Here is a 25,111-nt window from a genome sequence, read left to right as displayed (position 1 = left end):
CCAGTCAGTGGGAAACCGGATGTGACGCACGTCGCTTGACCTAGGTTCACGAATGCCGGCGTGGCCGCCGCGCACAAGACCACCCCGACAGTCGGCATTGCCGGCTCCCGGACGACAACGATGGTGAGTTCTATGACCCGATTTATCGGAAAGCGCCTTCTGCTGGCGGTGCCGACGATCATCCTCGTGACGCTGCTCGTGTTCGTGTTGATGGAGCTCTCGCCCACCGACCCGGCGGCAGTCCTCGCGGGTGACAACCCCACCCCCGAGCGGCTCGCCGAGATCCGCGAGCTGCACGGCTTCGACCGGCCCTTCCTGACCCGCTACCTCGAGTGGGGCTGGAACGCCCTCCAGGGTGACTTCGGGGTCTCCCCGGTGACGCACCAGTCGGTGCTCGCCGACCTGATGTACCGGCTGCCGATCACTGCGTCCCTCGTGGTGCTGGCGCTCTTCTTCAGCCTGGTGATGGGTGTCGTGCTCGGCACCGTCGCCGCCCTCAACAAGGGTGGTTTCGTCGACTGGCTGATGAACTCGATCGCCAACTTGCTGATGGCGATCCCGCCCTTCGTCGCCGCCGTGCTCCTGGTCCTGTTCCTGGCCATCCTGTCGCCGGTCTTCCCGGCCACGGGCTACGCCGACCTGTCGACCGGCATCGGTCCGTGGCTGCAGTTCACCACGCTTCCCGCGCTCTCCCTGGCGATCATCCCCGGCGCCTTGCTGACCAGGCAGGTCCGCGGAGCCCTGGTCGACGCACTCGAGGAGGACTACGTCCGCACCGCGAGGGCCAAGGGACTGCAGCGACGCCTGATCGTCGGCAAGCACGCCGCCAAGAATGCCGCCGTACCGGTGGTCACCGTCCTCGGGCTCGTGATCACCCAGATGTTCGGCGGAGCCGTCGTGGTCGAGCGGATCTTCGCGATCCCCGGCCTCGGCTCGGTCAGCGTCGAGTCGGTGCTCAACGGTGACCTGATCACGCTGCAGGGCCTCGTGCTCCTCGTCGCCGTGCTGGTGACCGTGGTCAACCTGTGCGTCGACGCCTCCTACGGCTACTTCAACCCGAGACTGAGGACCCGATGACCATGTCCCTCGCCGACTCGACGAACCTCAGCGCCACCCCGCCCAAGCGGCGTCGCCGGCTGAACAACCGGGTGCTGCGGCGCCTGATGCGCAACAAGGCCGCGGTCGCCTCCATGGTCGTCATCTTCCTGCTGGTCGTCGTCGCCGTCTTCGGTGACCTGCTGGCACCCCACGACCCGAACAAGGTCACGTTGTCCCTGCGGCTGATGGGCCCCTCCGGCGACCACCTGCTCGGCACCGACGAGCTCGGCCGCGACGTGCTGAGCCGGTTGATCGTGGCCACCCGCGTCGACCTGCTCGCCTCGGCCCAGGCGGTCGGCATCGCGCTCTCGGTCGGCGTACCGCTCGGCATCGTGGCCGGCTACCTCGGCGGGTTCACCGACGCAGTCCTGAGCCGGGTCATCGACGCTCTGATGACCCTCCCGCCGCTGATCCTGGCGGTGGTGGTGGTCGCCATTCTCGGCCCTGGCCTGCGCAACGCCATGTTCGCCATCGCCATCCTGATCGTGCCGAGCTTCTACCGCATCGTCCGGGCCTCCACGCAGGGCGCCCGCAACGAGCTCTACATCGAGAGCGCCCGCGCCAGCGGCTGCGGCACCTGGCGGATCCTGTGGCGGCACATCCTGCCCGCGGTCGCCCCGCCGCTGCTCGTGCAGGCGTCGTTCTCCGCGTCGGTCGTGATCGTGGCCGAGGCCAGCCTGTCGTTCCTGGGCCTCGGCGCCCGCGTGCCTCAGGCGACCTGGGGGCTGATGCTCAACGACGCCTCGTCGAACCTCACCACCAGCGCCTACCTGATCTACCCGCCGACCGTCATGGTCGCGATCACCATCCTGGCCTTCTCGCTGCTGGGCGACGGCCTCCGCGACGCCCTCGGGCGCCAGACCACGGACGGGAAATGAACATGTCTGCCCTCGAGATCACGGCCGAGCCCCACGTGGGCGAGGTGGTCATGCAGGCCACCGACCTGACCGTCGAGGTCAGCACGGAGAGGGGCTGGGTCACGATCGTCGACAGCGTCGACCTCACGGTGAACCGCAACGAGGTGGTCGGCCTGGTCGGTGAGTCGGGCTCCGGAAAGACCCTCACCTCGCTGTCGGTGATGGGCCTCCTGCCCAAGAACGCGAGGATCAGTCGCGGGTCCGTCGACCTGATGGGCCAACGCATCTCGGACATGGGGGAGCGCAAGCTCGCCGACGTCCGTGGCGCCAAGGCGGCGATGATCTTCCAGGAGCCGCGGCGCTGCCTCAACCCGGCGTTCACCGTCGGCGACCAGGTCGCCGAGTCCCTGCGCCGACACCGCGGCTGGTCCCGCAAGCGGGCGATGCAGCACACGATCGAGCTCTTCAAGCTGGTCGAGATCCCGCAGGCCGAGCACCGGGTCAAGCAGTATCCGCACGAGTTCAGCGGCGGCATGTGCCAGCGGGTGATGCTCGCCATGGCGATCGCCTGCGACCCGATGCTGCTGATCGCGGACGAGCCGACCACGGCGCTCGACGTGACGGTGCAGCGCCAGGTGCTCGAGCTGATCCGCAGGCTCCAGGCCGAGCTCGGCCTCGGCGTCCTGCTGATCACCCACGACCTCGGCGTGGTCGCCGAGATGTGCGACCGGGTGTCGGTGATGTACGCCGGCCAGGTGGTCGAGGAGGCCCCCGCCGACGAGCTGTTCCACAACCCGCAGAACCCCTACACCAGTGCGCTCCTGCAGTCGATGCTCGAGCCGTCCCGGCGAGGAGAGCCGCTCGGCTTCATCCCCGGGCTGGTGCCGGCACCGCACGAGTTCCCCGCGACGTGCCGTTTCCAGGACCGTTGCCGGCACGCGGTCGAGGAGACCTGCCGCCAGACCATTCCGCTGACCTCCGTCGCGCCCGGCCACCTGAGCCGATGCGCGCGGGCCGCCGAACTCGACCTCCCGGGAGTGCGCGCATGACCACCACGAACCCCACCCTGTCCGTGCGCGGCCTGACCAAGGTCTACGGACGCCGCGCCACGCTGCTGCGCCGGCACCCGCACCAGCTGAAGGCCGTCGACGGCGTCGACCTCGACATCGCTCCGGGCAAGACCCTGGGGCTGGTGGGGGAGAGCGGCGCCGGCAAGTCCACGGTCGGACGACTGGTGCTCCGGCTCATCGAGCCCGACGCCGGCACGATCAACCTGCTCGACACCGACATCTCCACCATGTCGCGCGGCGACCTGCGGCGGATGCGGTCGCACGCCACGATGATCTTCCAGGACCCGTACACGTCGCTCGACCCGCGCATGCTGATCAAGGACTCGGTCGCCGAGCCGTTGATCGTGCACACCGACGACAACCGGGCCACCCGGCACAAGAAGGCACTCGAGATGGTGCGCCGGGTCGGGCTCGACACCGCACACATGGAGCGCTTCCCCTATGAGATGTCGGGCGGCCAGCTCCAGCGCGTCGCCATCGCGCGGGCACTGATCACCGACCCGTCCTTCATCGTGTGTGACGAGCCGGTCGCCGCCCTCGACGTCTCCACGCAGGCCCAGGTGATCAACCTGCTCAACGACCTGCAGGCCGAGCGCGGCATCTCCTACCTGTTCATCTCCCACGACCTGCGCCTGGTGCGGCTGATCGCCGACGAGGTCGCGGTCATGCGCGCCGGCAAGCTCCTCGAGACCGGCTCGGCCGAGCGGGTCTTCGCCGCGCCGGAGACCGACTACACGCGTGAGCTCCTGGCCGCCATCCCGGGTCGCAGCCCGAGGCACCGCCGGTTCAACGGAGAGACCGCCGCATCCGTGGAGCTCGACGAGGCCGAGCGGGAAGAGGCCGTGGTCGTCTAGCCCCTGCAGGAGTCCCGGTGCGCCGGGGAAACCTGCACCTACCACGGCATATTTGCCGTGGGGAGCACCTGTTTCCCCGGTGCGCCGGGGATCGCTGCAACCGGGAAGTCAGGCCAGCGCGTGGGTCTCCTGCCAGGCGCGGGCGGCCAGGCCCTGCGCCTGCACGCCGAACGACTCGGGCGTGCGGTCGCTGGCGCCCATCGCGCCGCGCAGCATGCGGGTGTGGACGTCCTCGACGATGCAGGCGGTCTTCCACCAGTTGAAGACGACGTAGTAGGCCACCTCGGCCGGGTCCGCCCCGCTCGCGGCGAGATACCGGTCGCGCAGCTCGTCACGGCTGGCGAACCCCGGCACCCGCGTCGGGGGGCTGTTCAGCGCGGTGAAATCATCGTCGGGCTCTGCCCAGTAGACGAGGAGCTGGCCCAGGTCGGCGAGCGGGTCGCCGACCGTGCTGAGCTCCCAGTCGAGCAGGCCGAGCACAGCGCCGTCCGCGCCCAGGATGCAGTTGTCCACCCGGAAGTCGCCGTGCACGATGCTCGACCGGCTCTGCTCCGGGCAGTGCTCGACCAGCCAGGCATGGGTCCGCTCGAGGTCGGGCAGGTCGCGGGTGCGGGTGGACTCCCAGTTGCGGTGCCAGCGACGGAGCTGGCGCTCGGCGTAGTCCCTCCGCTTGGCGAGGTCGCCGAGGCCCAGGCGGTCGGGGTCGACCTCGTGGAGGGCCACGAGCGCATCGACCAGCGACGGCCCGACGGCGGCGCGCACCTGCGGGTCCAGTGACAGGGCACCCTCGGGATCGCGCACCACCGTGCCGTCCAGGTGCTCCATCACGAAGAAGGGCGCCCCGGTCACGGCGGGGTCGGGGCAGGTCGCCAGCACTGCGGGGACGGGCACCCGGCCGGCGACCGCCTCGAGCAGTCGCGCCTCACGGAGGACGTCGTGCGCGGTGGCCGGAAGGTCGCCCAGGGGAGGCCTGCGCAGCACCGTCCGGCGACCCGTGTCGTCGGTGAGCAGGTAGGTGAGGTTCGAGCGGCCGCCGGCCAGCCGACTCACGTCGAGGGGTAGCCGCAGGTCGATCTGACCGGCCAGCCAGGGCGCGACGGTGTCGAGATCGAGGCCGGTGATGGTGGGGGATTCGCGTGCCGCCACGGGGGCTCCTGGGAAGTGGGATCGGAGGTTGACGTTCGTCGGAATTCGGCTAGTGTAGCCGTTCAACCAAGCGCTTGCTACATCGAAAGGCAGATGATGGCTGACAAACGGATGACCGGCCCCGAAGTGGTCGGGCGGTTGGAGTCGGGCATGACGATCGGGATCGGCGGTTGGGCCTCGCGCCGCAAGCCGATGTCCCTGGTCCGCGAGATCCTGCGCTCCGACCTCACCGACCTCACCGTCGTCTCGTACGGCGGCCCCGACGTCGGCCTGCTGTGCGCGGCCGGCAAGGTCAAGAAGCTGGTCTTCGGCTTCGTGACCCTCGACTCGATTCCCCTGGACCCGCACTTCCGCGCGGCTCGGCAGAGCGGCTCGATCGAGGTCGCCGAGTACGACGAGGGCATGCTCCAGTGGGGCCTGTACGCAGCCTCGATCCGGCTGCCCTTCCTGCCCACGCGTGCCGGCCTGGCCACCTCGGTCACCGACACGAACCCGGACCTGCAGCTCATCACCGATCCCTACGGCAGTGGTGACGAGCTGATCGCGATGCCGGCGATCCACCTCGACGCCGCCCTGGTGCACATGAACCGCGCCGACGCTGCCGGCAACGCGCAGTACCTCGGGCCGGACCCCTACTTCGACGACCTCTTCTGCATGGCCGCCGACCAGGCGTTCGTGTCCTGCGAGAAGGTCGTGCCGACCGAGGAGCTGACCCGCGACCACCACGCCGCGACGATCGCGCTCCGACGCCTGTTCGTCGACGGCGTCGTCGAGGCCCCGAACGGCGCGCACCTCACCTCGTGCGCGCCCGACTACGGCACCGACGAGGGCTTCCTGCGCGAGTACGCCGCCGCGGCGAAGTCGCCCGAGGCCTGGCAGGCGTTCTCCGCCACCTACCTCTCCGGCGACGAAGAGACCTACCAGCGAGCGATCGCTGCCCGAGACGACGAGGAGCTGTCCGCATGAGCGACATCAGCCGTGCCGAGGTGTGCGTGGCCGCCTGCGCCGAGATCTACCGTGACAACGGCGAGATCCTGGCCAGCGCGTTCGGCACCATTCCGGCGATCGGGGTCCGGCTCGCCCGGCACACGTTCTCGCCCGACCTGCTCCTGACCGACGGTGAGTCCCACCTGGTGCAGGGCACCTGGGCGGTCGGCGGTCCGGCCGAGGGCGTCGTCGAGGGATGGTCGCCCTTCCGCGGCATCTTCGACCTCAACTGGACGGGCAAACGGCACATCGTGATGGTGCCGGTGCAGATCGACCGCTTCGGCAACGTGAACATCTCTGCCATCGGCGACCACGCGAAGCCGTCCGTCCAGCTCGTCGGCGTGCGGGGCGCGCCGGGCAACACGGTCTACCACGCGACCAGCTACTGGATCGCCAAGCACAGCACCCGGACGTTCGTCCCGGCCGTGGACATGGTCTCCGGCGCGGGCAACGACCGGGCCGCGGCCGCGGGAACCGGTGCGAGCCGCTACCACGATCTCCGCAAGGTGGTCACCGACCTCGCCGTGCTCGACTACGCCCCCGCCTCCGGCGCGATGCGACTGGTCTCGGTCCACCCGGGAGTGACCGTCGACGAGGTGCACGCCGCCACCGGGTTCGACCTCGTCGTCGACGGTGAGGTGCCGGTGACCCGGCTGCCCACTGACGACGAGCTCGCCCTGATCCGCGACGTCATCGACCCGCGCAACCTGCGCGACAAGGAGGTGCCGGCATGACGGACACCCGTGTGGTCCACCCGGCGCTGAAGACCCGCGCCACCGAGCTGTTCGGCGTCGACCACCCCGTCGTACAGACCGGGATGGGCAACGTCTCCGACGCAAGGCTGACCGCGGCCACGGCCAACGCCGGTGGGCTCGGGATCCTCGCCGCCGGACTGCTGTCGTACGACGAGCTGGTGACCGCGATCGACGAGATCCAGGCCGCCACCGACAAGCCGTTCGGCGTCAACGTGCGCGCCAACCAGCCCGACGTGCACAAGCGGATCGACCTGATGATCAGCGCGGGGGTCAAGGTGGCGTCGTTCGCGCTCGCCCCCAAGCAGGACCTGATCGCCAAGTGCAAGGACGCCGGTCTGGTCGTGATGCCGTCGATCGGCGCCGTCCGCCACGCCGAGAAGGTGGCCTCGTGGGGCGCCGACGCGGTCATCGTGCAGGGCGGTGAGGGTGGCGGCCACACCGGCCAGGTCCCGACCAGCCTGCTGCTGCCCCAGGTGACCGACGCGGTCGACCTCGTGGTGATCGGTGCCGGTGGCTTCTTCGACGGCCGGGGCCTGGTCTCCGCGCTGGCCTACGGCGCCGACGGGATCGCGATGGGCACCCGCTTCATGCTCACCTCCGACTCACCGGTCGCGCAGGAGGTCAAGGACGTCTACCTCTCCAAGTCGGTCAACGACACGGTCCTCACCACCCAGGTCGACGGCATTCCGCAACGCGTGCTCCGCGTCGGCCCGATCGCCCAGATCGAGAAGACCCGCCCGGCCGCACGCGTGCTGCGCGCGGCGAGCAACGCCCGCAGGTTCCAGAAGATCTCCGGGGCCCGCTGGCGCGACATGGTCGGCGAGGGCCTGGCCATGCGCAAGCACGAGGACCTCACCTGGAGCCAGGTCGTGATGGCCGCCAATGCTCCGATGCTCTACCGCACGGCCCTGATCGACGGCAACGCCGACGCCGGCGTCATGGCGACCGGTCAGGTGGTCGGCATGATCGACGACCTGCCCAGCTGCGACGAGCTGGTCTCGCGCATCGTCCGCGAGGCCACCGACGTCCTCGAGCGCTTCGGCGCCTAGGCCACCAACCACTACACCAAGGAGTTCGAGATGTCCGCACTGAACGACCGCGTCGTCGTCATCACCGGAGCGGGCCGCGGCATCGGCCGCGCCCACGCCCTGTTCGCCGCCGAGGAGGGTGCCAAGGTGGTCGTCAACGACATCGGTGCCGGTTCCGACGGCCGGGGCAGCGACGGCTCCGTCGCGGCCGCCGTGGTCGACGAGATCACCGCAGCCGGTGGCACCGCCGTCGGCAGCACGGCCGACGTGCGTACCATGGCCGGCGCCCAGGAGCTGCTCGACCTCGCGCTGGCCACCTATGGCCGCGTCGACGGACTGGTCAACAACGCCGGCGTGCTGCGCGACAAGATGTTCGCCAACATGAGCGAGGACGACTGGGACGCGGTCATCGAGGGCCAGCTCAAGGCGACCTTCGCACCCAGCCGCATCTTCGCCGCGCACTGGCGCGACGAGTCCAAGGCCGGGCGCCAGCCGTCGGCCTCGCTGGTCAACGTGCCCTCCACCTCCGGGCTCATCGGCGCGGTCGGCCAGACCAACTACGGCGCGGCCAAGGCCGGCATCGCGGCCCTGACCGTGATCCTCGCCCAGGAGCTGGGTCGGTACGGCGTCCGCGTCAACGCGGTCACCCCGGTGGCTCGCACCCGGATGACCGAGGACCTGCCGAAGATCGGGGAGATGGTCGCCGCGCCGACCGACCCGAGCCTGTTCGACGTCTACCACCCCGGGAACGTCTCGCCGCTGGTCGGCTGGCTGCTCACCGAGGGCTGCCCGGAGAACGGGTCGGTCTGGTACGCCAAGGGCGGCGAGATCCGCCGCTTCGCCGGCTGGTCCTACGAGTGGACCGTGGACAAGGGCCAGCGCTGGACCATCGAGGAGCTCGACCACGAGATCCGCTCGCGGTCCGCGCAGGCTGCCGACGCCGCCGCCGACCCGCACAACTGAGCCGGGCCGACACATGCGTGCACTGATCTGCCGGCACCTCGGCGCTCCTGACGTGCTGGAGTACGGCGAGCTGCCCGATCCCACAGCGGGCTCGGGCGAGGTCGTCGTCGACGTCGAGGCCGCCGGGGTCAACTTCCCCGACGGGCTGATGGTGGCCGGCAAGTACCAGACCAAGCCGGAGCTCCCGTTCGTCCCCGGGTCGGAGGTGGCCGGCACGATCCGGTCACTCGGCCCGGAGGTGCCGGGGCTCGAGGTGGGGCAACGGGTCACCGCGTTCTGCGGCATCGGCGGGTACGCCGAGCAGGTCGCGGTCCGCGCAGACCAGGTGCACGCCCTCCCCGACGCGACCAGTGCCGTCGACGCGGCGGCCATGCCCGTCGCCTACGGCACGTCGTTCCACGGGCTCGTCGACCGGGCCGGGCTGGCGGCGGGGGAGACCTTGCTGGTGCTCGGCGCCGCCGGTGGGGTCGGCCTGACCGCGGTCGAGATCGGCCACGCCCTGGGGGCTCGGGTGATCGCGGTGGCTTCGACGCCCGAGAAGCTCAAGCTGGCCGCCGAGCACGGCGCCGACGACCTGGTGAACTACCGCGACAACGACCTCACCGAGGCCATCGTCGAGCTCACCGGCGGTGCGGGCGTCGACGTGGTCTACGACCCGGTCGGTGGTGCTGCCGCGGAGTCCGCCGTACGCAAGCTGGCGTGGGGCGGGCGCCACCTCACCGTGGGCTACGCCTCCGGCGACATCCCCCGCGTGGGGATGAACCGGCTGCTGCTCAACGAGGGCAACCTGCTCGGCGTCCTCTGGGGAGCCTGGGCCCGACGCCACCCCGACCGCAACGCCGCCAACGTCCAGCGCCTGCTGGCCTGGCACGGCGAAGGGATGATCCGCCCACACATCGGCGGCACCTGGCAGCTCGAGGACGGCGTGGCCGCCCTCGAGACCGTGATGAACAGGTCCGCCCTCGGCAAGATCGTCCTGCTCACCTGAGAACCCCTGACCCGAACGGATGACCCTGATGAGCACCACCACCGAAGCACCTCCTGCAGTCGACCTGCCCGTGATGGACCTCGGCCCCTCGGCCCGGGTCCGCGAGGTGCTGGCCGATCTCCAGTCGTTCATGGACGAGGCCGTGTACCCGGCCGAGGCCGTCTACGCGCAGCAGCGCGCGGACGCCGGGCCGGAGGGCACCCACGTGCTGCCCCAGGTCGTCGAGGACCTCAAGAAGGAGGCGCGGTCGCGCGGGCTGTGGAACCTCTTCCTGCCCGACCTGTCCGGGCTCAGCAACCTCGAGTACGCGTACGTCGCCGAGCTGACCGGACGGTCGCCGTACATCGCCCCCGAGGCGCTGAACTGCGCGGCACCCGACACCGGCAACATGGAGCTGCTGCACATGTTCGGCACCGACGCCCAGAAGCAGCAGTGGCTCGAGCCGTTGCTCGACGGACGGATCAGGTCCGGCTTCTCGATGACCGAGCCGGACGTCGCCTCGTCCGACGCGCGCAACATCGCCACGTCCATCACCCGTGACGGCGACGAGTACGTGATCAACGGCCGCAAATGGTGGACCACCGGTGCCGCCGACCCGAACTGCAAGCTGCTGATCCTGATGGGCAAGACCGACCCGGAGGCCGAGACCTACCGCCAGCAGTCGATGATCCTGGTCCCGGTGGACACCCCCGGCGTCACGATCGTGCGCTCGCTGCCGATCTTCGGCTACGTCGACCAGCACGGGCACGCGGAGATCACCTTCGACGACGTCCGGGTCCCGATCGGCAACCTCCTCGGCGCCGAAGGATCTGGCTTCGCCATCGCCCAGGCCCGTCTCGGCCCCGGTCGGATCCACCACGCCATGCGGGCGATCGGCATGGCCGAGCGCGGTCTCGAGCTGATGGTGAAGCGGACCATGGGACGCGAGGCGTTCGGCGGTCCGATCTCCGACCAGGGCGTGGTCCGCACCTGGATCGCAGAGTCGCGCATGGAGATCGAGCAGGCCCGCCTGCTCGTCCTCAAGACCGCCTGGCTGATCGACCAGGTCGGCGTCAAGGGCGCCGCCACCGAGATCGCCGCGATCAAGGTCGTCGCCCCACGCGTCGCACGATCGGTGCTCGACCGGGCCATCCAGTGCCACGGTGGCGGCGGCGTGACTGACGACTTCCCGATCGCCCGGATGTGGGCCACCGGTCGCATCCTCGGCATCGCGGACGGACCCGACGAGGTGCACATCCGCAGCGTCGCGCGGGTCGAGCTCAAGAAGCACCGCGCGTGATCCGCGCGGGCTTCAGCCCTTGCTGAGCTGGCGATCCAGCCACTCGAGGGCGCGCACGTGCGCGCCCTCGACGCCTTCAGCGTCGATGCGCGGTCCGAGGATCTCGATCTCGTGGACGCCGGTGTAGCCGGCCGCCACGACGTCGCGGACCAGTCGGTCGAGTGGCAGGTCCCCGTCGCCGGGCACCCAGCGGTTCGGCTGCTCCAGCGTGCCGTGCACGAAGTCGCCGTACTGCACGATCCGGATCACGTCGAGGCCGTCGGCCAGCGTGGCGGCGAGCCTCGGCTCGGCCCAGCAGCAGTAGAGGTCGGCGCACACGCCGACGCCCAGGTGGCGTGCCGCATCCACCGCGTCGCGCAGCGTGTGCAGGAACGACACGTCGCTGCGCAGCGAGTGGGTGTTCTCCACGGTCAGGGTGATGCCGAGGTCGTCCGCTCGGGCGGCCAGTGGCGCGAGGCGTACGGCGAACGAGGCCAGCGCGTCCTCCCAGCACAGGGGGCCAGCGGGTCCCGTGGTGAGGGTGACCACCGGGATTCCCAGCCGGGCCGCGAAGTCGATCGACTGCGCGGCAAGCTCCAGCTGCTCCCGGCCTGCGGGGGAGTCGACGGACGCCGGCGTGGTGAGGCCGCTGCCGATCGAGCCGACCACCAGCCCCGAGGCCTTGATCGCGGCCTCGGCCTCGCGCCACCCATGACCTTCGAGCTGTCTCGAACCGATCGCCACCCGGTCCACCCGGAGACGGGACAGGCAGGCGAGCAGGTCGGGCAGCGCCCAGGCGTTCATGGCGATCGTGCTGATGCTGGACAAAACCATGGGACGAGGGTAGCAAGCGCTTGGTTGAGGGGCTAGGGTGAGCGCACCACATCGACAGGAGCCACACGGATGTCACAGGACAACGGACCAGGAAACGCGCCCGGGCGAGGCCTGCTCGCCGGCCGCTCGGTGCTCGTCACCGGCGCCGCGGGCACGGGCATCGGCTTCGCCACCGCCCTGCGCTGCGCCGAGGAAGGTGCCCGCGTCGCGATCAGCGCCCGCAGCGCCGAGAAGGTGGAGCTCGCTGCCGACCAGCTCGAGAAGCTCGTCGGGGTTCGCCCGGTGACCACGGTCTGCGACATCACCGTCGAGTCCGAGGTGCAGGCGATGATCGCCGCTGCCGACGAGCGGCTCGACGGCCTCGACGTGCTGGTCAACAACGCGGCCGTCGGTGGCATGGCCCCGGTCGCGGAGATGACCGACGAGCAGTGGGACGCCGTGCTCGACACCACCCTCAAGGGCACCTTCCGTTGCACCCGGGCCGCACTGCGCCTCATGCTGCCGCGCAAGAGCGGCGTGATCGTCAACAACGCCTCGGTCGTGGGTTGGAAGGCCTCTCCCGGGATGGCCCACTACGCCGCCGCCAAGGCCGGCGTGATGGCACTGACCCGTGCGTCGGCACTCGAGGCCGCCGGCGCGGGCATCCGCATCAACGCGGTGGCGCCGACCTTGGTCGCCCACGACGAGCTCGCCGCGAAGATGCCGCCCGGCGTGATGGACCAGCTCGGCGCCCAACAGCCCCTCGGTCGCGCCGGAGAGCCCTCCGAGATCGCCAACGTGATCGTGTTCCTCGCCAGCGACTACGCGTCCTACCTGACCGGCGAGGTCATCTCGGTCAGCGCCCAACACGCGTAGGCACCCGACACCCACAAGGAAGAGACATGGCCAACCCAGATGCAGTGGGGCGCTCCGGCTCCCCGTTCACCCTCGACGTCGAACGCGGCAAGATCCGTGAGTTCGCCCGGGCCACCGGATCCTCCGATCCGGCCTACCTCCAGGGCGACCACCCGGTGTCGCCGCCGACGTTCCTGACCACGCAGTTCTTCTGGCAGGACGGCGACGCCAACGCCTGGCAGCTCGTGGAGCTCAACCAGCAGCGCGGCCTGCACGCCGAGCAGGAGTACACCTTCTTCGGGCCGCCACCGAAGGCCGGCACCCGGCTCACCGCGCAGTCGACGATCACCAACATGTTCGAGAAGCAGGGCCGACGCGGCGGGCCGATGACGTTCGTGGAGATGGTGACCGAGTTCCGTGACGAGTCCGGCGCGCTGGTCGCCCAGGCCAAGATGACCGGCGTCGAGACCGGTCGCGCACCCGAGGAGGACAAGTGAGTACGTCGATCGACAGCTCCACGCTGGTCGTGCCGGAGGCGCTGGTCTTCGGGCCGGTGACCCGCACCGACTTCGTGCGCTACCAGGGCGCCTCGGGCGACATGAACCCGATCCACCACGACGAGGAGTTCGCCAAGGCTGCTGGCTTCCCGGCCCCGTTCGCGGTCGGCATGTTCCAGGCCGGGTTGCTCGCCTCGTGGGCGACTGCCTGGCTGGGCGCGGAGAACGTGCGCTCCTACCGGGTGCGCTTCAAGGAGCAGGTCTGGCCCGGCGACGTGCTGACCTGCACCGGCGCCGTCACCAGGGAGTACGCCGAGGGCGACGAGCAGCGCGTCGACCTCGAGCTGACCTGCGCGCGTCAGACCGGTGGCGTCGCGATCACCGCGTGGGCCACGTTCGTCGTACCGGCCGCGTCATGACTGCCTACTCCATCGACGGGGTAAGCCCCGTGGTCCACGAGACCGCGTTCGTCCACCCGCAGGCCAGCCTGATCGGCGACGTCGTGATCGGGCCGGAGTGCTACATCGGCCCGTTCGCCAGCCTGCGTGGCGACTTCGGACGGATCGACGTGCGCGCCGGCTCCAACGTGCAGGACAGCTGCACGGTGCACGTCTTCCCCGGTCAGGACACGATCCTCGAGGAGGGCAGCCACATCGGGCACGGCGCCGTACTGCACGGCTGCCACCTCGAGCCCGGCGTGCTGGTCGGCATGAACTCGGTGATCATGGATGGCACCCGGATCGGCCCCCGCTCCCTCGTCGCAGCGCACAGCTTCGTCCGCGCCGGTGGCGACTACGCGGCTGAGTCGCTGATCGCCGGCAGCCCGGCCAAGTTCATCCGGCGCCTCGACGAGGTGACCCTTGCCTGGAAGGCGAACGGCGCCGACGTCTATCGCGAGCTCGCCGCCCGCAGCCTGGCCAGCCTCCGGGAGGTCACCCCACTGCGTGAGGTCGAGCCGGACCGGAAGCGGGTCAGCACCGGCCGCGACACGTCGACCCCGCTGCACGAGATCCGCGCAGAAGGCGCCTAGGCACTGGGCATCGGCGCCGGTCCTGCTGGTCGGGACCGGAGGCCAACCGCAGCCCAGCTCGCAGCAGGCTGGGCACGGCGGCAGCCCGCCCGAATCCTGTGAGGACCGGTGAACCCAATGACCTGGAACGGAAGCGACGCGATCGCGGCCGCTCTCGACGCTCTCGACGTGGAGACCGTCTTCTTCGTGCCGAGTGCGCACAACCTGCCGATCCTCGACGCGATCGAGCGCCGCGGCATCCGAACCGTCGGCTGCCGCCACGAGCAGGGCGTCGCCCACGCGGCCGACGCCCATGCACGCACGACGGGCACCCTGGCCGTGGGTGTGGTCAGCGGTGGGCCGGGAACCGCCAACACCATGGGCGGGATGTATGAAGCGCACTTCGCGTCGTCGCCGGTGCTGCTGATCACCAGCCAGGTCGAGAGTGCCCACCTCGGCAGGGGACGCGGCTACGTCCACGAGGCCGAGAGCCAGGCGGAGATGCTGGCGACCGTCTGCCGCGAGGTGGTCACCGAGACCACCGCGGACGACCTTGCCGAGACGGTGCTGCGACTGGCCCGGCTGGCCTGCACCGGCCGCCCCCGGCCGGTCGCCCTCGAGGTGCCACTCGACCTCCAGACCGCCACCGTCACATCACTCGACGATGCCGCACTGATTGAGAGCGCACGTCGCCCGCTGCGGCGTACGGCGCCCGACGCCGCGAGCCTCGAAGCCGCCGCCCGACTGCTGGCCACCGCGGAGCGGCCGGTGATCTGGGCCGGCGGGGGAGTGATCCGCTCCGGTGCCGCCGACGAGCTGCTCGAGCTGGCCCGCCGCTGGCAGGCACCGGTGCTGACCAGTCGCGAGGGCCGCGGCGCGATCAGCGAGCTCGACGTGCTGAGCATCGGCTCCTACGCCACCCTGCCGTCGGTCAGGGACTTCCTCGCGGACTGCGACGTGATGCTCGCCGTGGGCACCCGGTTCCAGATGTATCCCACCGCGCAGTGGCAGCTGCCGATCCCACAGGCCCTGGTGCACCTCGACGTCGACCCCACGATCATCGGCCGCAGCTATCCCGCGGCGGTCAGCCTCGTCGCCGACGCGCGTCTCGGGCTGACGGCCCTCACCGACCTGGTGGGCGAGCCCGACGAGGCCGTGGCCACCAGCCGCAGTGACCACCTCAAGGCCGGGCAGGAGGCCGCCGCCGTGGCACGCGACGTGGTGGTCGAGCAGGCCGGCCCCGACCACCTGCGGATCAGTGCCACGATCGCTCGGCACCGACCGACCGACGGCGTGCTGGTCTGCGACGCCACCGTGCCGGCCTACGTCTGGGGAGACCGGCTGGTGCCCATCGCCGCACCACGTACGTCGATCCGCTCCGCCGCCGCAGGCATCGGGCCCGGCATGGCGATGGCACTCGGCGCCGCCACGGCCTCCGACTCCCACACCGTGCTGCTCCAGGGCGACGGTGGCTTCATGCTCGGCATCGCGGAGCTGGCCAGTGCGGTGCAGGCGAAGTCACGCATCGTGGTGTGCCTCTTCGACGACGGCGGCTACGGAATGCTCCGCGACATCGACGCCCTCAGCGGTGGGGGATCCGGCAGCGGGTTCGACCTGGCGACACCCGACTTCTTCGCGGTCGCCACGGCCTTCGGCGCCAGGGCGGCGCGGGTGTCGAACCCGGACGAGTTCGAGGCGGAGTTCGTGGTCGCCCTCGACCACGACGGACCGACCCTGCTCCACGTCGACCTGCGCGCGCTGACACCCCTGCGTCGTACGTGGGGCACATGAGCGCCGCAGTCCCGACCGTGCGCGAGCGGGCCCTCGTGCCCACGCTCGTTCTCATCGCCTCCTCGACCGCCGTGGTGGCCAGTCTGGGTGCGCCTCTGGTGCCGATGATCGCCCGTGACGAAGGTGTCTCCCTCTCGAACGCGCAGTGGATCCTGACCGTCACCTTCCTCACCGGCGCGGTGACCTCGCCGATCATCGGGCGCCTCGGCGGCGGCCGCCACCGACGACCCGTGATCCTGGCCGGGCTGCTCGCCGTCTGTCTCGGCTCCGTGCTGGCCGCGCTGCCGCTGGGCTTCGGCGCCATGGTGTTCGGCCGGGTGCTCCAGGGAGTGGGACTGAGCCTGACCCCGTTGGCGATCGCGGTCGCCCGCGAGCTCGTCGCCGAGGAGAAGCAGCTGGCCACGCTGGCCACCCTGTCGATCACCACCGTGGCCGGCGCGGGCATGGGCTACCCGTTGGCCTCCTACATCGTCCAGGAGTACGGCGTCTCCGCGGCATACTGGGTGGGAGCCGCCATGGCGGCCCTGACCCTGGCCGCGGCGGTGCTGGCGATCCCGGCCAATCGCGGCAGCGAGCCTCGCCCTCTCGACCTCGTCGGCGCGGTGCTGCTCGGCGGAGGCGCCGGAGGACTGCTGCTCGGTGTCAGCCAGGCCCACCACTGGTCCGGTCCGCTGACGATCGGCATCGCGCTCGCCTCCCTTGCCATGCTCGCCGCCTGGGTGCGCTGGACCCTCGCGCGCAGGGACCCGCTGGTCGACCTGCGCCTCGCCACCAGGCACGGTGTGCTCGGCGCCAACGTCACCGCGCTGCTGGCCGGATGCGGGATGTACATGCTGATCACGATGGTGGTCCTGATCGTGCAGGCGCCCACCGCGACCGGCTACGGCCTCGGACACTCGCTCACCGTCGCCGGCCTGATGCTGGTGCCGTTCTCCTTCGCAAACGTCCTGGGCAACCGCATCCTGCGCGCGCTGGACCGACGTGTCGCCCCCGACATGCTGCTGCCGATCGGCTCCTGCCTGTTCCTGGTGGCCACCCTCGTGCTGGCCGGATTCCGGGACACCCTGTGGGGCTGCGTGCTGGCCATGGTGATCGGCGGCCTGGGAGCCGGGGCGTCGTTCGCCGCCATGCCGCGACTGATCGTGCGCTTCACGCCTGCTGGGGAGACGGGCAGCGTGATGGCGTTCAACCAGATCCTGCGCTACCTCGGCTTCTCGGCCGGCAGCGCCCTGGTCCTGGCCGTCCTTCAGCTCTACGCCGGTCCCGACGGTGCACTGACCGCGACCGGCTTCACCGTGGCGGCACTCGCCGCCTCGGCGGTGTCGGGCGTGGCCGCGGTGCTCGGCTTCGTGCTGGCCCGGTCCGTGACCGACCCCGAACCCACCCTCCAGGAGGTGCGATGACCAACCCAGAGATCGACGACATGCTGGCCCTGCTCAACGCGGGCTTTCCCCGTGTCGAGGAGATGACCGGCGCACAGGCCCGCGCGGCCGTGGCGGCCAGGCGTCAACCCGTCACCAACCTCGACGACGTGGCCAGTGCCGACGACGTGTCCATCGAGGCCGCGCACGGCCAGATCCCGGCCCGCGTCTACCGGCCGCACGGCAACTCCGCCGACCGGCCGGTGGTGGTCTTCTTCCACGGTGGCGGCTTCGTGTTCTGTGACCTCGACACGCACGACGGTTTCTGTCGCGCGATGGCCAGGGGCACCGATGCCGTGGTCGTGTCCGTCGACTACCGGCTGGCGCCCGAGCATCGGGCCCCCGCGGCGGCCGAGGACGCGTTCGCCGCCACCCGGTGGGCGATCGAGCACGCAGCCGAGCTGGGCGGGGACCCGCACCGCGTGGTGGTGATGGGCGACAGTGCCGGCGGCAACCTCGCCGCCGCGGTCTGCCTGATGGCACGCGATGACGGCGGCCCGATGCCCGCCGCGCAGGTGCTGGTCTACCCGGTCATCGACCCGGCCTGCGACTCGGAGTCCGCGCAGCGCTACGCGACCGGATACTTCAACACCCTCGCCGCCACCCGTTGGTACTGGACCCAGTACCTGCCCGACGACGGTGTGCTTCCCGAGCCCACGGCGTACGTCGCACCGCTGACGGCCGCGACCCTGAGCGGGCTGCCGCCCGCGATCGTGGTGACCGCCGGCCTCGACCCGCTGTGCAGCGAGGGGGAGCAGTACGCCGCCGCACTGGCCGACGCCGGTGTCCCCGTCGTGCACCGCGGCTACGACGACCTCTTCCACGGGTTCCTCACCATCTTGTCGATGCGTGCCGCCGTAGGGCCGCGCGAACAGCTCTGGGGTGACCTGGCGGTGCTGCTGGACAGGACACGGGTCGCACCGTGACCGACGCCGGAGCCTGAGGCGTCGGCAAAGTCGTCCCTCGCCACGTCCCAAGAACACGCCGGATCGTGGGTACGCTACGACGCAGCCGAAATCACTAGCCAGACAAGGTCTCCCACGTGCCGCCCACTGATCGCAGGTCCAGGATCCTGGAATCGGCAGCCGCGCTGTTCGCCGACAAGGGCATCAACGCGAGCACCGTGCGCGACATCGCCGACGGCGTCGGCATCCTGTCCGGCAGCCTCTACCACCACTTCGACTCCAAGGACGCGATGGTCGAGGCCATCGTCGTCGAATACCTCGAGGCGCTCACCCAGCGCTATGCCGAGGTGGTGCTGCCGGAGCTGAACGCACGAGCCCGGCTGCACGCGCTGGTGCTGGCGTCGCTGCAGGTCGTCGACGAGCACGAGCACGCCAGCGAGATCTACCAGGCCAACCGCAAGTACTTCGAGACCAGCGACCGGTTCAAGTCCGTGCGCGACCTGGCCTCGGCCGTCCACCTGGCCTGGGCCGGGGTGATCGACTCGGGAGTGAAGAGCGGCGACTTCCGCTCCGACGTCAACCCGCGCGTCTTCCACCGCTTCCTGCGCGACGCCGTGTTCCTCGCTTCACGGTGGTACCACCGCAGCGAGGTCTACGGCATCGAGGAGCTCGCCGACGACACCGCGCGCATCTTCCTCGACGGCTTCACCGTCGCACCCACCGCTGGCTGAGTCAGACCACCATCGGCTGCACGTGTGAGCGGTCGAGGCTCGCCACGTCGGCCACCCCCATCAGGGTGAGCGTGCGCACGATCTCGTCTCGGAAGATCTCCAGCACGTGCTCCACGCCCTCCTGTCCGCGCGCGGCCAGGCCGTAGACGTAGGGCCGGCCGATCCCGACTGCAGTGGCACCCAGCGCGAGCGCCTTGACGACGTCCGTTCCTCGTCGTACGCCGCCGTCCAGGAACACCGGCACGCGGCCGCCGACACGCTCCACCACGGCGGGCAGGGCGTCGAGGGCAGCAGGGGCGCCGTCGAGCTGGCGGCCGCCATGGTTGGAGACCAGCACGCCGTCGGCGCCGAGCTCGACGGCACGCTGGGCGTCGTCGGCCTCGAGGACTCCCTTGAGATAGACCGGCCCGTCCCACATGTCGCGGATGCGGGCGAAGTCGTCCCACACCAGGTCGGGTCGTAGCAGCGTCTGCTGCGCCCGGGCCGAGGCCACGGCCGCCTTGGTGCCGCGCTCGTCGACCAGCATCCGCGACGTGATGCGTTGGTGCCGCAGGAAGCCGCAGGCCCAGCGCGGGCGGACGGCGGCGCTGAGAGCGCGAGCCGGGGTCAGTGTGGGCGGAATCCCCATGCCACGCTTGCGTTCGGCCAGACGGTTGCCTGCCACGGGTACGTCGACGGTGACGAAGAGAGCGGCGTAGTCGGCATTGCGTGCCCGGTCGATGAACGCCTTCGAGAGCGGCTGGCCGGTGGTCTGGCTGGTCCAGGGGTAGAGCTGGAAGAAGTGGTTCTCGTCGGTCGCCTCGGCGACTTCTTCCACGGTCCAGCTCGACGCGGTGCTGATCACCGCCCGGGTGCCCGCCGCCTCCGCGGCCCGTGCGGCAGCGCGTTCGCCCTGCCAGTGCACGAGGCCGGTCATCCCGGTGGGGGAGAGGAACACCGGCAGCGAGAGGTCGGTGTCGCCGACCTTGGTCGCGAGGTTGGTGCCGGTGTGACCGGTCAGCACGCGCGAGCGCAGCGACCAACGGTCGAAGGCGTCCTGGTTGGCGCGCAGGGTCAGCCCGGACTCGGCGCCGCCGTCCACGAACGCCCACACCATGCCGGGCAGTGCCCGCCGGGCCCGCTCCCGGTAGTCCTCGACGGTGATCGGTCCACCGCTGCGGGCGGACAGGGCGAAGCGGAGGCCGCCGCTCATGACGCCACCCTCAAGGTGACCTTGGCGGTCTCCGGGGTGGGTGCGCAGGCCAGCTCGAAGCCCTGCTGGACCCGGTCGACGTCGAACGTGTCGGTGACGAACATGTCCACGAGGGCGGGGTGCGCGGCCAGGTAGTCGCCGGCCTTCTCGAGCATGGCCCGACGTTGGAGGGTGGCTCCCGATCTCAGTGACAGGTTCTTGCGGAGCAACAACTGCATGTTGACGGGATAGTGGGCGTCATCGGGGATGCCGAAGTAGAAGATGTGGCCGCTCGGAGCTGCGGCCTCGAGGGCATGGTTCAGTGTGGACATGTTGTGCCCGATCGCCTCGATCACCACGTCTGGCCGGTCGGCGTCGCTCAGCTGACCGGCCCAACGGCTCGTGTGCAGGTGCGCCACCTCGTCCGCGCCCATGCGCAGGCCCAGGACGGTGCGGTCGAGGCGGTCCACGCCGACCACCGACCGAGCCCCCGCCGTACGCAACACGTGGTTGAACAGCAGGCCCATGGGTCCTTGCCCCAACACGGCGGCCCGGGAGCCTGCGACCTCCGGGAGCTGATCGACGGCGAAGAGCACACAGGCCAGGGGCTGCAGCATCACGGCCCGCTCGGGGCTCAGCTGCGGGTCAAAGGAGAAGAGGTCGTCACCGAGGCTGATCGTGAACTCGGCAAGGGCATTGAGGCGAGATCCCCAGCCGACGACGTGGTCACCGACCCGGTGCCGCGGATCGCGAGTGGCGACCACCTCGCCCACCACTTCGTGCAGTGGCGAACCGGGCGGACTGCCGGCACCGGGCTCATCACGTTGCTTGAGGGTGAGCAGGCCGTTGAAGACGGGGAGGTCGCTGCCGCAGATCGCCCCGGCCAGGACTTTGAGGAGCACCTCGCCGCCGACCAGGTCGTCGGCCCCGGGGCGTGGCGTCTCCACCTCGACGAACTCCCTGGGGCGGACCAGCTGCTGGGCCCGCATCGTCGCCATCAGTGGCCGATGCCGTGGCCGGACGGACCATTGTCCGGGTCGGTGTTGACCGGCATCGGGTCGGAGGACTGGATCGGCAGGTCGCCGTTCGACACGGCCGCCCGGATCGAGTCGCCCAACCGCGCGCAGCCGCCGAAGAGCCGGCCGTCCTCGGTCCATCCCGTCGCGCTGCGTTCCTCGCAGACCCGCAGGCCGTCGGCGTGCCACTGGATGCTGGTCTGCTCCCAGCTGCTCTTGCGCACCTCGACGAGCGCGGAGCAGGATCGGCACGCCACCGGCCACATGGGGCCGTCCTCGAGTCTCACGTCGGGCCGGATCACTTGCTCGCTCATCGGGGCTCCTGTGTCGTGGGTGCGTGCCCCGCAAGTCTCTCCACGGCTGGTCGTGCTGCCGGGAATGTCCCGCTCAGCGAAACCGGGGCTCCTCACGACAGCAGGAGCACGGTCGTCTCGGTCAGGCACAGGAGGCAGGTCGCCACGGCAACGGTCAGCGGGGCCCGGCCCCCTCGGCGTCGACGGGCCGCCCGGGTGCCTCGGGTACGCCGGTAGCGGCCGCGGCTCTCGACGAACACCCACAGGCTGAGCAGGAAGGCCGGGCCGAGGACGGTGAAGGCGGCGCCCCCGAGATCGCCGTACGTCAGGCGGGCCAGGATCGCCGCGCACACCATGAGGCTCAGGGCGGTGCGTTGCCACGCCAGGGCGGTGCGTTCGTTGGCCAGCCCCGGGTCGGCCGCGACGCTCACGCGACCGACGCGATCACCACGACGGCCGCGCAGACCACCAGGCCGGTGAAGAGGGCGCCGAGCCCGAAGCCCGGCAGCGGCGCGGAACGGCGCATGGCCCGCTCCGCACGCGACCAGCGGATCCACGCGATCACGGCGCACAGTGCGCCGGTCACCGTCAGCAGGATCGCCAGCAGGTGCTGCGACTCTGCCCTCAGGGGCAGGTCGACGGCGTCGATGGCGACGCCGGCGGCGAGCAGCGCCAGCGCCGTCCGGATCCAGGCCAGGAACGTGCGCTCGTTGGCGAAGCTGAACCGGTAGTCGGGTTCGGATCCTGCGCCGTACACGGACTCGGGCCAACGGCCGTCGGGACTCCGATTCCCTTGCGTGGTCTGCGCTACCGGGTCGCTGTCCATGGGTGCGGCCACTCCTGTGCTCGGTCGTCCGGGTCTCTGGCGAAGTCAATGCCGACGGCTCCCCGGCGCGTGGAAATGTCCCACTCAGCGAACCCGCTGCAGGGGCCGGTCGGTGCCGGGACCAGAATCGGCAGCGTGAACGAACCGTCACCCTGTTGCTCCCCGGGCCGTCCCGCCGACGGGCCCGCAGAGGTCCGGCCCCCGGCGCACGCCGTCGCGCGACCGCGCAGCACGCGTGGCCAGGTGCGGATCCCGGCCGGTGACTTCGCGATGGGCGACCCCTTCGGCGAGGGCTACGCCGGCGACGGCGAGACCCCCGTGCACCGGGTGCACCTCGAGTCGTTCTGGATGGACGCGACCACGGTCACCAACGCCGCCTTCGCGGCCTTCTGCAAGGACACCGGCCACGTCACCGAGGCGGAGGAGCTGGGCGTCTCCGCGGTCTTCCACCTGGCCTTCCGGGGCGAGCGCTCCGACGTGCTCCAGCAGGTCGCCGAGGCGCCGTGGTGGCTGGCCGTCAAGGGTGCGTCGTGGCGGCAGCCGGGCGGTCCCGGTTCGAGCATCCAGGACCGGCAGAACCACCCCGTCGTGCACGTGACGTGGAACGACGCGTCGGCGTACGCCGCCTGGGCAGGCAAGCGCCTCCCGACCGAGGCCGAGTGGGAGTACGCCGCACGAGGTGGACTCGACGGCGCCCGGTTCGCCTGGGGCGACGAGCTGACGCCCAGAGGCCGCTGGCAGTGCAACATCTGGCAGGGCGACTTCCCGCGCAGCAACACCGAGGACGACGGCCACCTGGCCACCGCGCCGGTCAAGACCTACCGGCCCAACGGACACGGCCTGTGGCAGATGGCCGGCAACGTCTGGGAGTGGTGCGCCGACTGGTTCGACCCCGGCTACTACGAGGTCAGCCCTGCAGCGGACCCGCGAGGCCCCGACACCGGCGCGGCCAGGGTGATGCGCGGTGGCTCCTACCTGTGCCACGACTCCTACTGCCACCGCTACCGGGTCTCCGCCCGGTCGAGCAACACACCCGACTCGGCCAGCGGCAACATGGGCTTCCGCTGCGCCAACGACGACGCCTGACCAGGGTCAGGCGTCGTCGCGCAGGTCGCGCTTGAGGATCTTGCCGCTGGCGTTGCGCGGGAACTCCGCGACGGTGACGATCTCGCGGGGCACCTTGAAGTTGGCCAGGCGCGTCTTGCAGTACGCCGTCAGCGCGACGACGTCGATCGTGGCGCCGGGCCGGGGCACGACGTACGCCCGGCCGACCGAGCCCATCCGCTCGTCGGGGATGCCGATGACGGCGCACTCCACGACATCGGGGTGGCTGGTCAGCACGCCCTCGATCTCGGCGGGATAGACGTTGAAGCCGCCGACGGTGAACATGTCCTTGATCCGGTCGGTGATCTTGAGGCAGCCGTGCTCGTCGAGGCGGCCCACGTCACCGGTGTGCAACCAGCCGTCGGGGTCGATCGCCTCCGCCGTGGCTGCCTCGTCCTCGAAGTAGCCGAGCATGACGTTGTCGCCGCGCAGCAGGATCTCGCCGTCCGCGCCGACCTCCACGTCGTCGCCCTCGGCGTCGACGGTGCGCACCTCGATGCCGGGGCAGGCCGGGCCGGTGGTCTCCGCGACGTGCAGGGGATCCTCGTTGGGCCGCGACTGGGTGGCGACCACGCACTCGGTCAGTCCGTAGGCCTGGGCCACCTGGTCGAAGCCGAGCACCTCGAGCATCTCCTTGAAGAGCGTCTCGGGCACCGAGGCGGCACCCGCGATGGAGAAGCGCAACGACGACAGGTCGAAGTCGGCCAGGCGCGGGTGGTTGATCAGGGTGAGGAAGATCGTCGGCGCACCGGGCAGCACGGTGATCCGCTCGCTCTCGATGAACGCCATCAGCTCCGGCGGGTCGAAGGTGCGCACCGGATAGATCGTCGTACCGGCGGTGAGGCAGGCCATGATGCCGGCCTTGTAGCCGAAGCTGTGGAAGAACGGGTTCACGATGGCATAGCGGTCGGCCTCCGTGAGGGAGGCGCCTGTGGCCCAGACGTCGGCCACCCCGATCGTCTGCCGGTGCGCGCTCATCACGCCCTTGGGCAGGCCGGTGGTACCGGAGGTGTAGAGGATGTCGCAGACCGTCTCGGAGGTGACCGTGGCCTCGGCCTCGGCCAGTGCCTCGGGGGTGACGGACTCGGCACCGGCCAGGAACCGGTCCCAGCCGATGGTTCCCTCCTGGCCGGTCGAGCCGAGGTCGACGACGGTGTGCAGGTGGGGGAGACCCGCGACGGGGCCCTCGCCCGACTCGGTGCCGTCCTCGACCGACTCGGTCAGCATCGTGAAGTAGTCGGCGCCGAGGAAGCCGTTGACCAGCACCAGGGCGCTGGCCCGGGCGCGCTCGAGCACCACCCGCGCCTCGCGGCCGCGGTAGCGGGTGTTGAGCGGCACCACCGAGGCGCCGATCACCTGCGCACCCAGCAGGGCGAGCACGAACTCGAGGCGGTTGGGCGCCCAGATCGCCACCCGGTCGCCCGGTCGTACGCCGGCCGCCAGGTAGGCCCGCGCCGTACGACGCGACTCGGCCGCGAGGTCGGCGTAGGTGAGCCGCTGGTCGCCGTCGACGACCGCAGGAGAGTCGCCGAAGCGCCGGGCGCTGTCGTCGATCAGTGCGGGCACGGTCAGATGAGACATGCCAACTCCTTACTGAACAAGTGCTTGTTAGGTATCCTAGTCACGGAACGTGGCCTCGAGGGCCGCAGGCAGGGCGCAGGAGCAGACTCCCGCA

At 70.6% G+C, this 25,111-nt stretch carries 27 protein-coding genes; 19 read left to right on the top strand and 8 right to left on the bottom strand.

Translation table 11 applies throughout. The features are described from left to right. Positions 1-132 precede the first annotated feature (132 nt). From ASD66_RS00510 to ASD66_RS00495, 4 genes are read left to right on the top strand one after another with little or no spacing between them, the layout of a single operon-like run. Positions 133-1,077, top strand: a complete 945-nt coding sequence (locus tag ASD66_RS00510) for an ABC transporter permease (RefSeq protein WP_162254232.1) — start codon at positions 133-135, stop codon at positions 1,075-1,077. Further along, positions 1,074-1,976 (top strand): ABC transporter permease, encoded by a 903-nt coding sequence (locus ASD66_RS00505; protein ID WP_156388482.1) that lies wholly within the window; start codon positions 1,074-1,076, stop codon positions 1,974-1,976. The genes ASD66_RS00510 and ASD66_RS00505 overlap by 4 nt, the downstream gene beginning before the upstream one ends. A gap of 2 nt (positions 1,977-1,978) precedes the next feature. Next, entirely contained in the window at positions 1,979-3,004 is a 1,026-nt protein-coding gene (locus ASD66_RS00500; protein WP_056889739.1) for an ABC transporter ATP-binding protein, read from the top strand. Continuing rightward, positions 3,001-3,879, top strand: coding sequence for an ATP-binding cassette domain-containing protein (locus ASD66_RS00495; protein ID WP_056687093.1), 879 nt, complete (start codon positions 3,001-3,003; stop codon positions 3,877-3,879). Before ASD66_RS00500 ends, ASD66_RS00495 begins: the two co-directional genes overlap by 4 nt. A gap of 108 nt (positions 3,880-3,987) precedes the next feature. On the opposite strand, the gene ASD66_RS00490 is transcribed toward ASD66_RS00495, so the two are convergent. Further along, positions 3,988-5,025 (bottom strand): phosphotransferase family protein, encoded by a 1,038-nt coding sequence (locus ASD66_RS00490; RefSeq protein ID WP_056889738.1) that lies wholly within the window; start codon positions 5,023-5,025, stop codon positions 3,988-3,990. 93 nt (positions 5,026-5,118) lie between these two features. On the opposite strand from ASD66_RS00490, the gene ASD66_RS00485 reads away from it, so the two are divergent. From ASD66_RS00485 to ASD66_RS00460, 6 genes are all read left to right on the top strand, one after another. Next, on the top strand, positions 5,119-5,991 hold the full coding sequence (locus ASD66_RS00485; protein ID WP_321163483.1) for a CoA transferase subunit A: 873 nt from the start codon (positions 5,119-5,121) through the stop codon (positions 5,989-5,991). After that, complete coding sequence (locus ASD66_RS00480; RefSeq protein WP_056889737.1) at positions 5,988-6,746, top strand: CoA-transferase subunit beta; 759 nt, start codon at positions 5,988-5,990, stop codon at positions 6,744-6,746. Before ASD66_RS00485 ends, ASD66_RS00480 begins: the two co-directional genes overlap by 4 nt. Next, complete coding sequence (locus tag ASD66_RS00475) at positions 6,743-7,816, top strand: NAD(P)H-dependent flavin oxidoreductase (protein ID WP_056889736.1); 1,074 nt, start codon at positions 6,743-6,745, stop codon at positions 7,814-7,816. Before ASD66_RS00480 ends, ASD66_RS00475 begins: the two co-directional genes overlap by 4 nt. A gap of 30 nt (positions 7,817-7,846) precedes the next feature. Beyond that, positions 7,847-8,758, top strand: coding sequence for an SDR family oxidoreductase (locus ASD66_RS00470; RefSeq protein WP_056687083.1), 912 nt, complete (start codon positions 7,847-7,849; stop codon positions 8,756-8,758). 13 nt (positions 8,759-8,771) lie between these two features. Then, complete coding sequence (locus tag ASD66_RS00465; protein ID WP_056687080.1) at positions 8,772-9,746, top strand: NADPH:quinone oxidoreductase family protein; 975 nt, start codon at positions 8,772-8,774, stop codon at positions 9,744-9,746. Between the two features lie 73 nt (positions 9,747-9,819). Then, complete coding sequence (locus tag ASD66_RS00460; RefSeq protein WP_056890518.1) at positions 9,820-11,025, top strand: acyl-CoA dehydrogenase family protein; 1,206 nt, start codon at positions 9,820-9,822, stop codon at positions 11,023-11,025. Between the two features lie 12 nt (positions 11,026-11,037). Here the strand turns inward: ASD66_RS00460 and ASD66_RS00455 are convergent, their stop codons facing one another. After that, entirely contained in the window at positions 11,038-11,838 is an 801-nt protein-coding gene (locus ASD66_RS00455; protein ID WP_082599264.1) for a sugar phosphate isomerase/epimerase family protein, read from the bottom strand. Positions 11,839-11,907: 69 nt separating this feature from the next. Here ASD66_RS00455 and ASD66_RS00450 point away from each other — a divergent pair, with 69 nt between their 5' ends. From ASD66_RS00450 to ASD66_RS00415, 8 genes are all read left to right on the top strand, one after another. Then, positions 11,908-12,693, top strand: a complete 786-nt coding sequence (locus ASD66_RS00450) for an SDR family oxidoreductase (RefSeq protein ID WP_056889734.1) — start codon at positions 11,908-11,910, stop codon at positions 12,691-12,693. A 26-nt stretch (positions 12,694-12,719) separates the two neighbouring features. Continuing rightward, entirely contained in the window at positions 12,720-13,169 is a 450-nt protein-coding gene (locus tag ASD66_RS00445) for an FAS1-like dehydratase domain-containing protein (protein ID WP_056889733.1), read from the top strand. Next, a complete protein-coding gene (locus ASD66_RS00440) occupies positions 13,166-13,588 on the top strand; it encodes a MaoC/PaaZ C-terminal domain-containing protein (RefSeq protein ID WP_200949816.1) in 423 nt (140 codons plus the stop codon). Before ASD66_RS00445 ends, ASD66_RS00440 begins: the two co-directional genes overlap by 4 nt. Further along, a complete protein-coding gene (locus ASD66_RS00435) occupies positions 13,585-14,199 on the top strand; it encodes a transferase hexapeptide repeat family protein (RefSeq protein ID WP_056687069.1) in 615 nt (204 codons plus the stop codon). The genes ASD66_RS00440 and ASD66_RS00435 overlap by 4 nt, the downstream gene beginning before the upstream one ends. A 117-nt stretch (positions 14,200-14,316) precedes the next feature. Continuing rightward, positions 14,317-15,969: a thiamine pyrophosphate-binding protein gene (locus ASD66_RS00430; RefSeq protein WP_056889732.1), complete on the top strand. Its 1,653-nt coding sequence runs from the start codon at positions 14,317-14,319 to the stop codon at positions 15,967-15,969. After that, positions 15,966-17,372 carry an MFS transporter gene (locus tag ASD66_RS00425; RefSeq protein ID WP_056687063.1) on the top strand — a complete coding sequence of 469 codons (1,407 nt, stop codon included), beginning with the start codon at positions 15,966-15,968 and terminating at the stop codon, positions 17,370-17,372. Before ASD66_RS00430 ends, ASD66_RS00425 begins: the two co-directional genes overlap by 4 nt. Beyond that, entirely contained in the window at positions 17,369-18,316 is a 948-nt protein-coding gene (locus tag ASD66_RS00420; RefSeq protein WP_056889731.1) for an alpha/beta hydrolase, read from the top strand. The genes ASD66_RS00425 and ASD66_RS00420 overlap by 4 nt, the downstream gene beginning before the upstream one ends. 116 nt (positions 18,317-18,432) lie before the next feature. Then, entirely contained in the window at positions 18,433-19,026 is a 594-nt protein-coding gene (locus tag ASD66_RS00415) for a TetR/AcrR family transcriptional regulator (protein WP_056889730.1), read from the top strand. A 1-nt stretch (position 19,027) separates the two neighbouring features. On the opposite strand, the gene ASD66_RS00410 is transcribed toward ASD66_RS00415, so the two are convergent. The 5 genes from ASD66_RS00410 to ASD66_RS25595 all read right to left on the bottom strand — a co-directional run bounded on the left by ASD66_RS00410 (position 19,028) and on the right by ASD66_RS25595 (position 22,332). Then, positions 19,028-20,218 carry an alpha-hydroxy acid oxidase gene (locus ASD66_RS00410; protein ID WP_056889729.1) on the bottom strand — a complete coding sequence of 397 codons (1,191 nt, stop codon included), beginning with the start codon at positions 20,216-20,218 and terminating at the stop codon, positions 19,028-19,030. Continuing rightward, a complete protein-coding gene (locus ASD66_RS00405; RefSeq protein ID WP_056890516.1) occupies positions 20,215-21,186 on the bottom strand; it encodes a zinc-binding dehydrogenase in 972 nt (323 codons plus the stop codon). Before ASD66_RS00405 ends, ASD66_RS00410 begins: the two co-directional genes overlap by 4 nt. Positions 21,187-21,194: 8 nt before the next feature. Then, complete coding sequence (locus tag ASD66_RS00400; protein WP_082599263.1) at positions 21,195-21,527, bottom strand: hypothetical protein; 333 nt, start codon at positions 21,525-21,527, stop codon at positions 21,195-21,197. A gap of 92 nt (positions 21,528-21,619) precedes the next feature. Continuing rightward, positions 21,620-21,937 carry a DUF202 domain-containing protein gene (locus ASD66_RS00395; RefSeq protein ID WP_056889728.1) on the bottom strand — a complete coding sequence of 106 codons (318 nt, stop codon included), beginning with the start codon at positions 21,935-21,937 and terminating at the stop codon, positions 21,620-21,622. Then, positions 21,934-22,332 (bottom strand): YidH family protein, encoded by a 399-nt coding sequence (locus tag ASD66_RS25595; RefSeq protein ID WP_056687048.1) that lies wholly within the window; start codon positions 22,330-22,332, stop codon positions 21,934-21,936. The genes ASD66_RS00395 and ASD66_RS25595 overlap by 4 nt, the downstream gene beginning before the upstream one ends. A gap of 135 nt (positions 22,333-22,467) precedes the next feature. Here ASD66_RS25595 and ASD66_RS00385 point away from each other — a divergent pair, with 135 nt between their 5' ends. After that, entirely contained in the window at positions 22,468-23,418 is a 951-nt protein-coding gene (locus ASD66_RS00385; protein ID WP_235529916.1) for a formylglycine-generating enzyme family protein, read from the top strand. 6 nt (positions 23,419-23,424) lie between these two features. Here the strand turns inward: ASD66_RS00385 and ASD66_RS00380 are convergent, their stop codons facing one another. Continuing rightward, on the bottom strand, positions 23,425-25,017 hold the full coding sequence (locus tag ASD66_RS00380; RefSeq protein ID WP_056889727.1) for a FadD3 family acyl-CoA ligase: 1,593 nt from the start codon (positions 25,015-25,017) through the stop codon (positions 23,425-23,427). Positions 25,018-25,111 lie beyond the last annotated feature (94 nt).

The organism is Nocardioides sp. Root151 (genome assembly GCF_001427925.1).
Lineage (GTDB): Bacteria > Actinomycetota > Actinomycetes > Propionibacteriales > Nocardioidaceae > Nocardioides.
The sequence above is the reverse complement of the archived record's forward strand: the minus strand, read 5'-3'. Positions and strand labels throughout refer to the sequence as shown.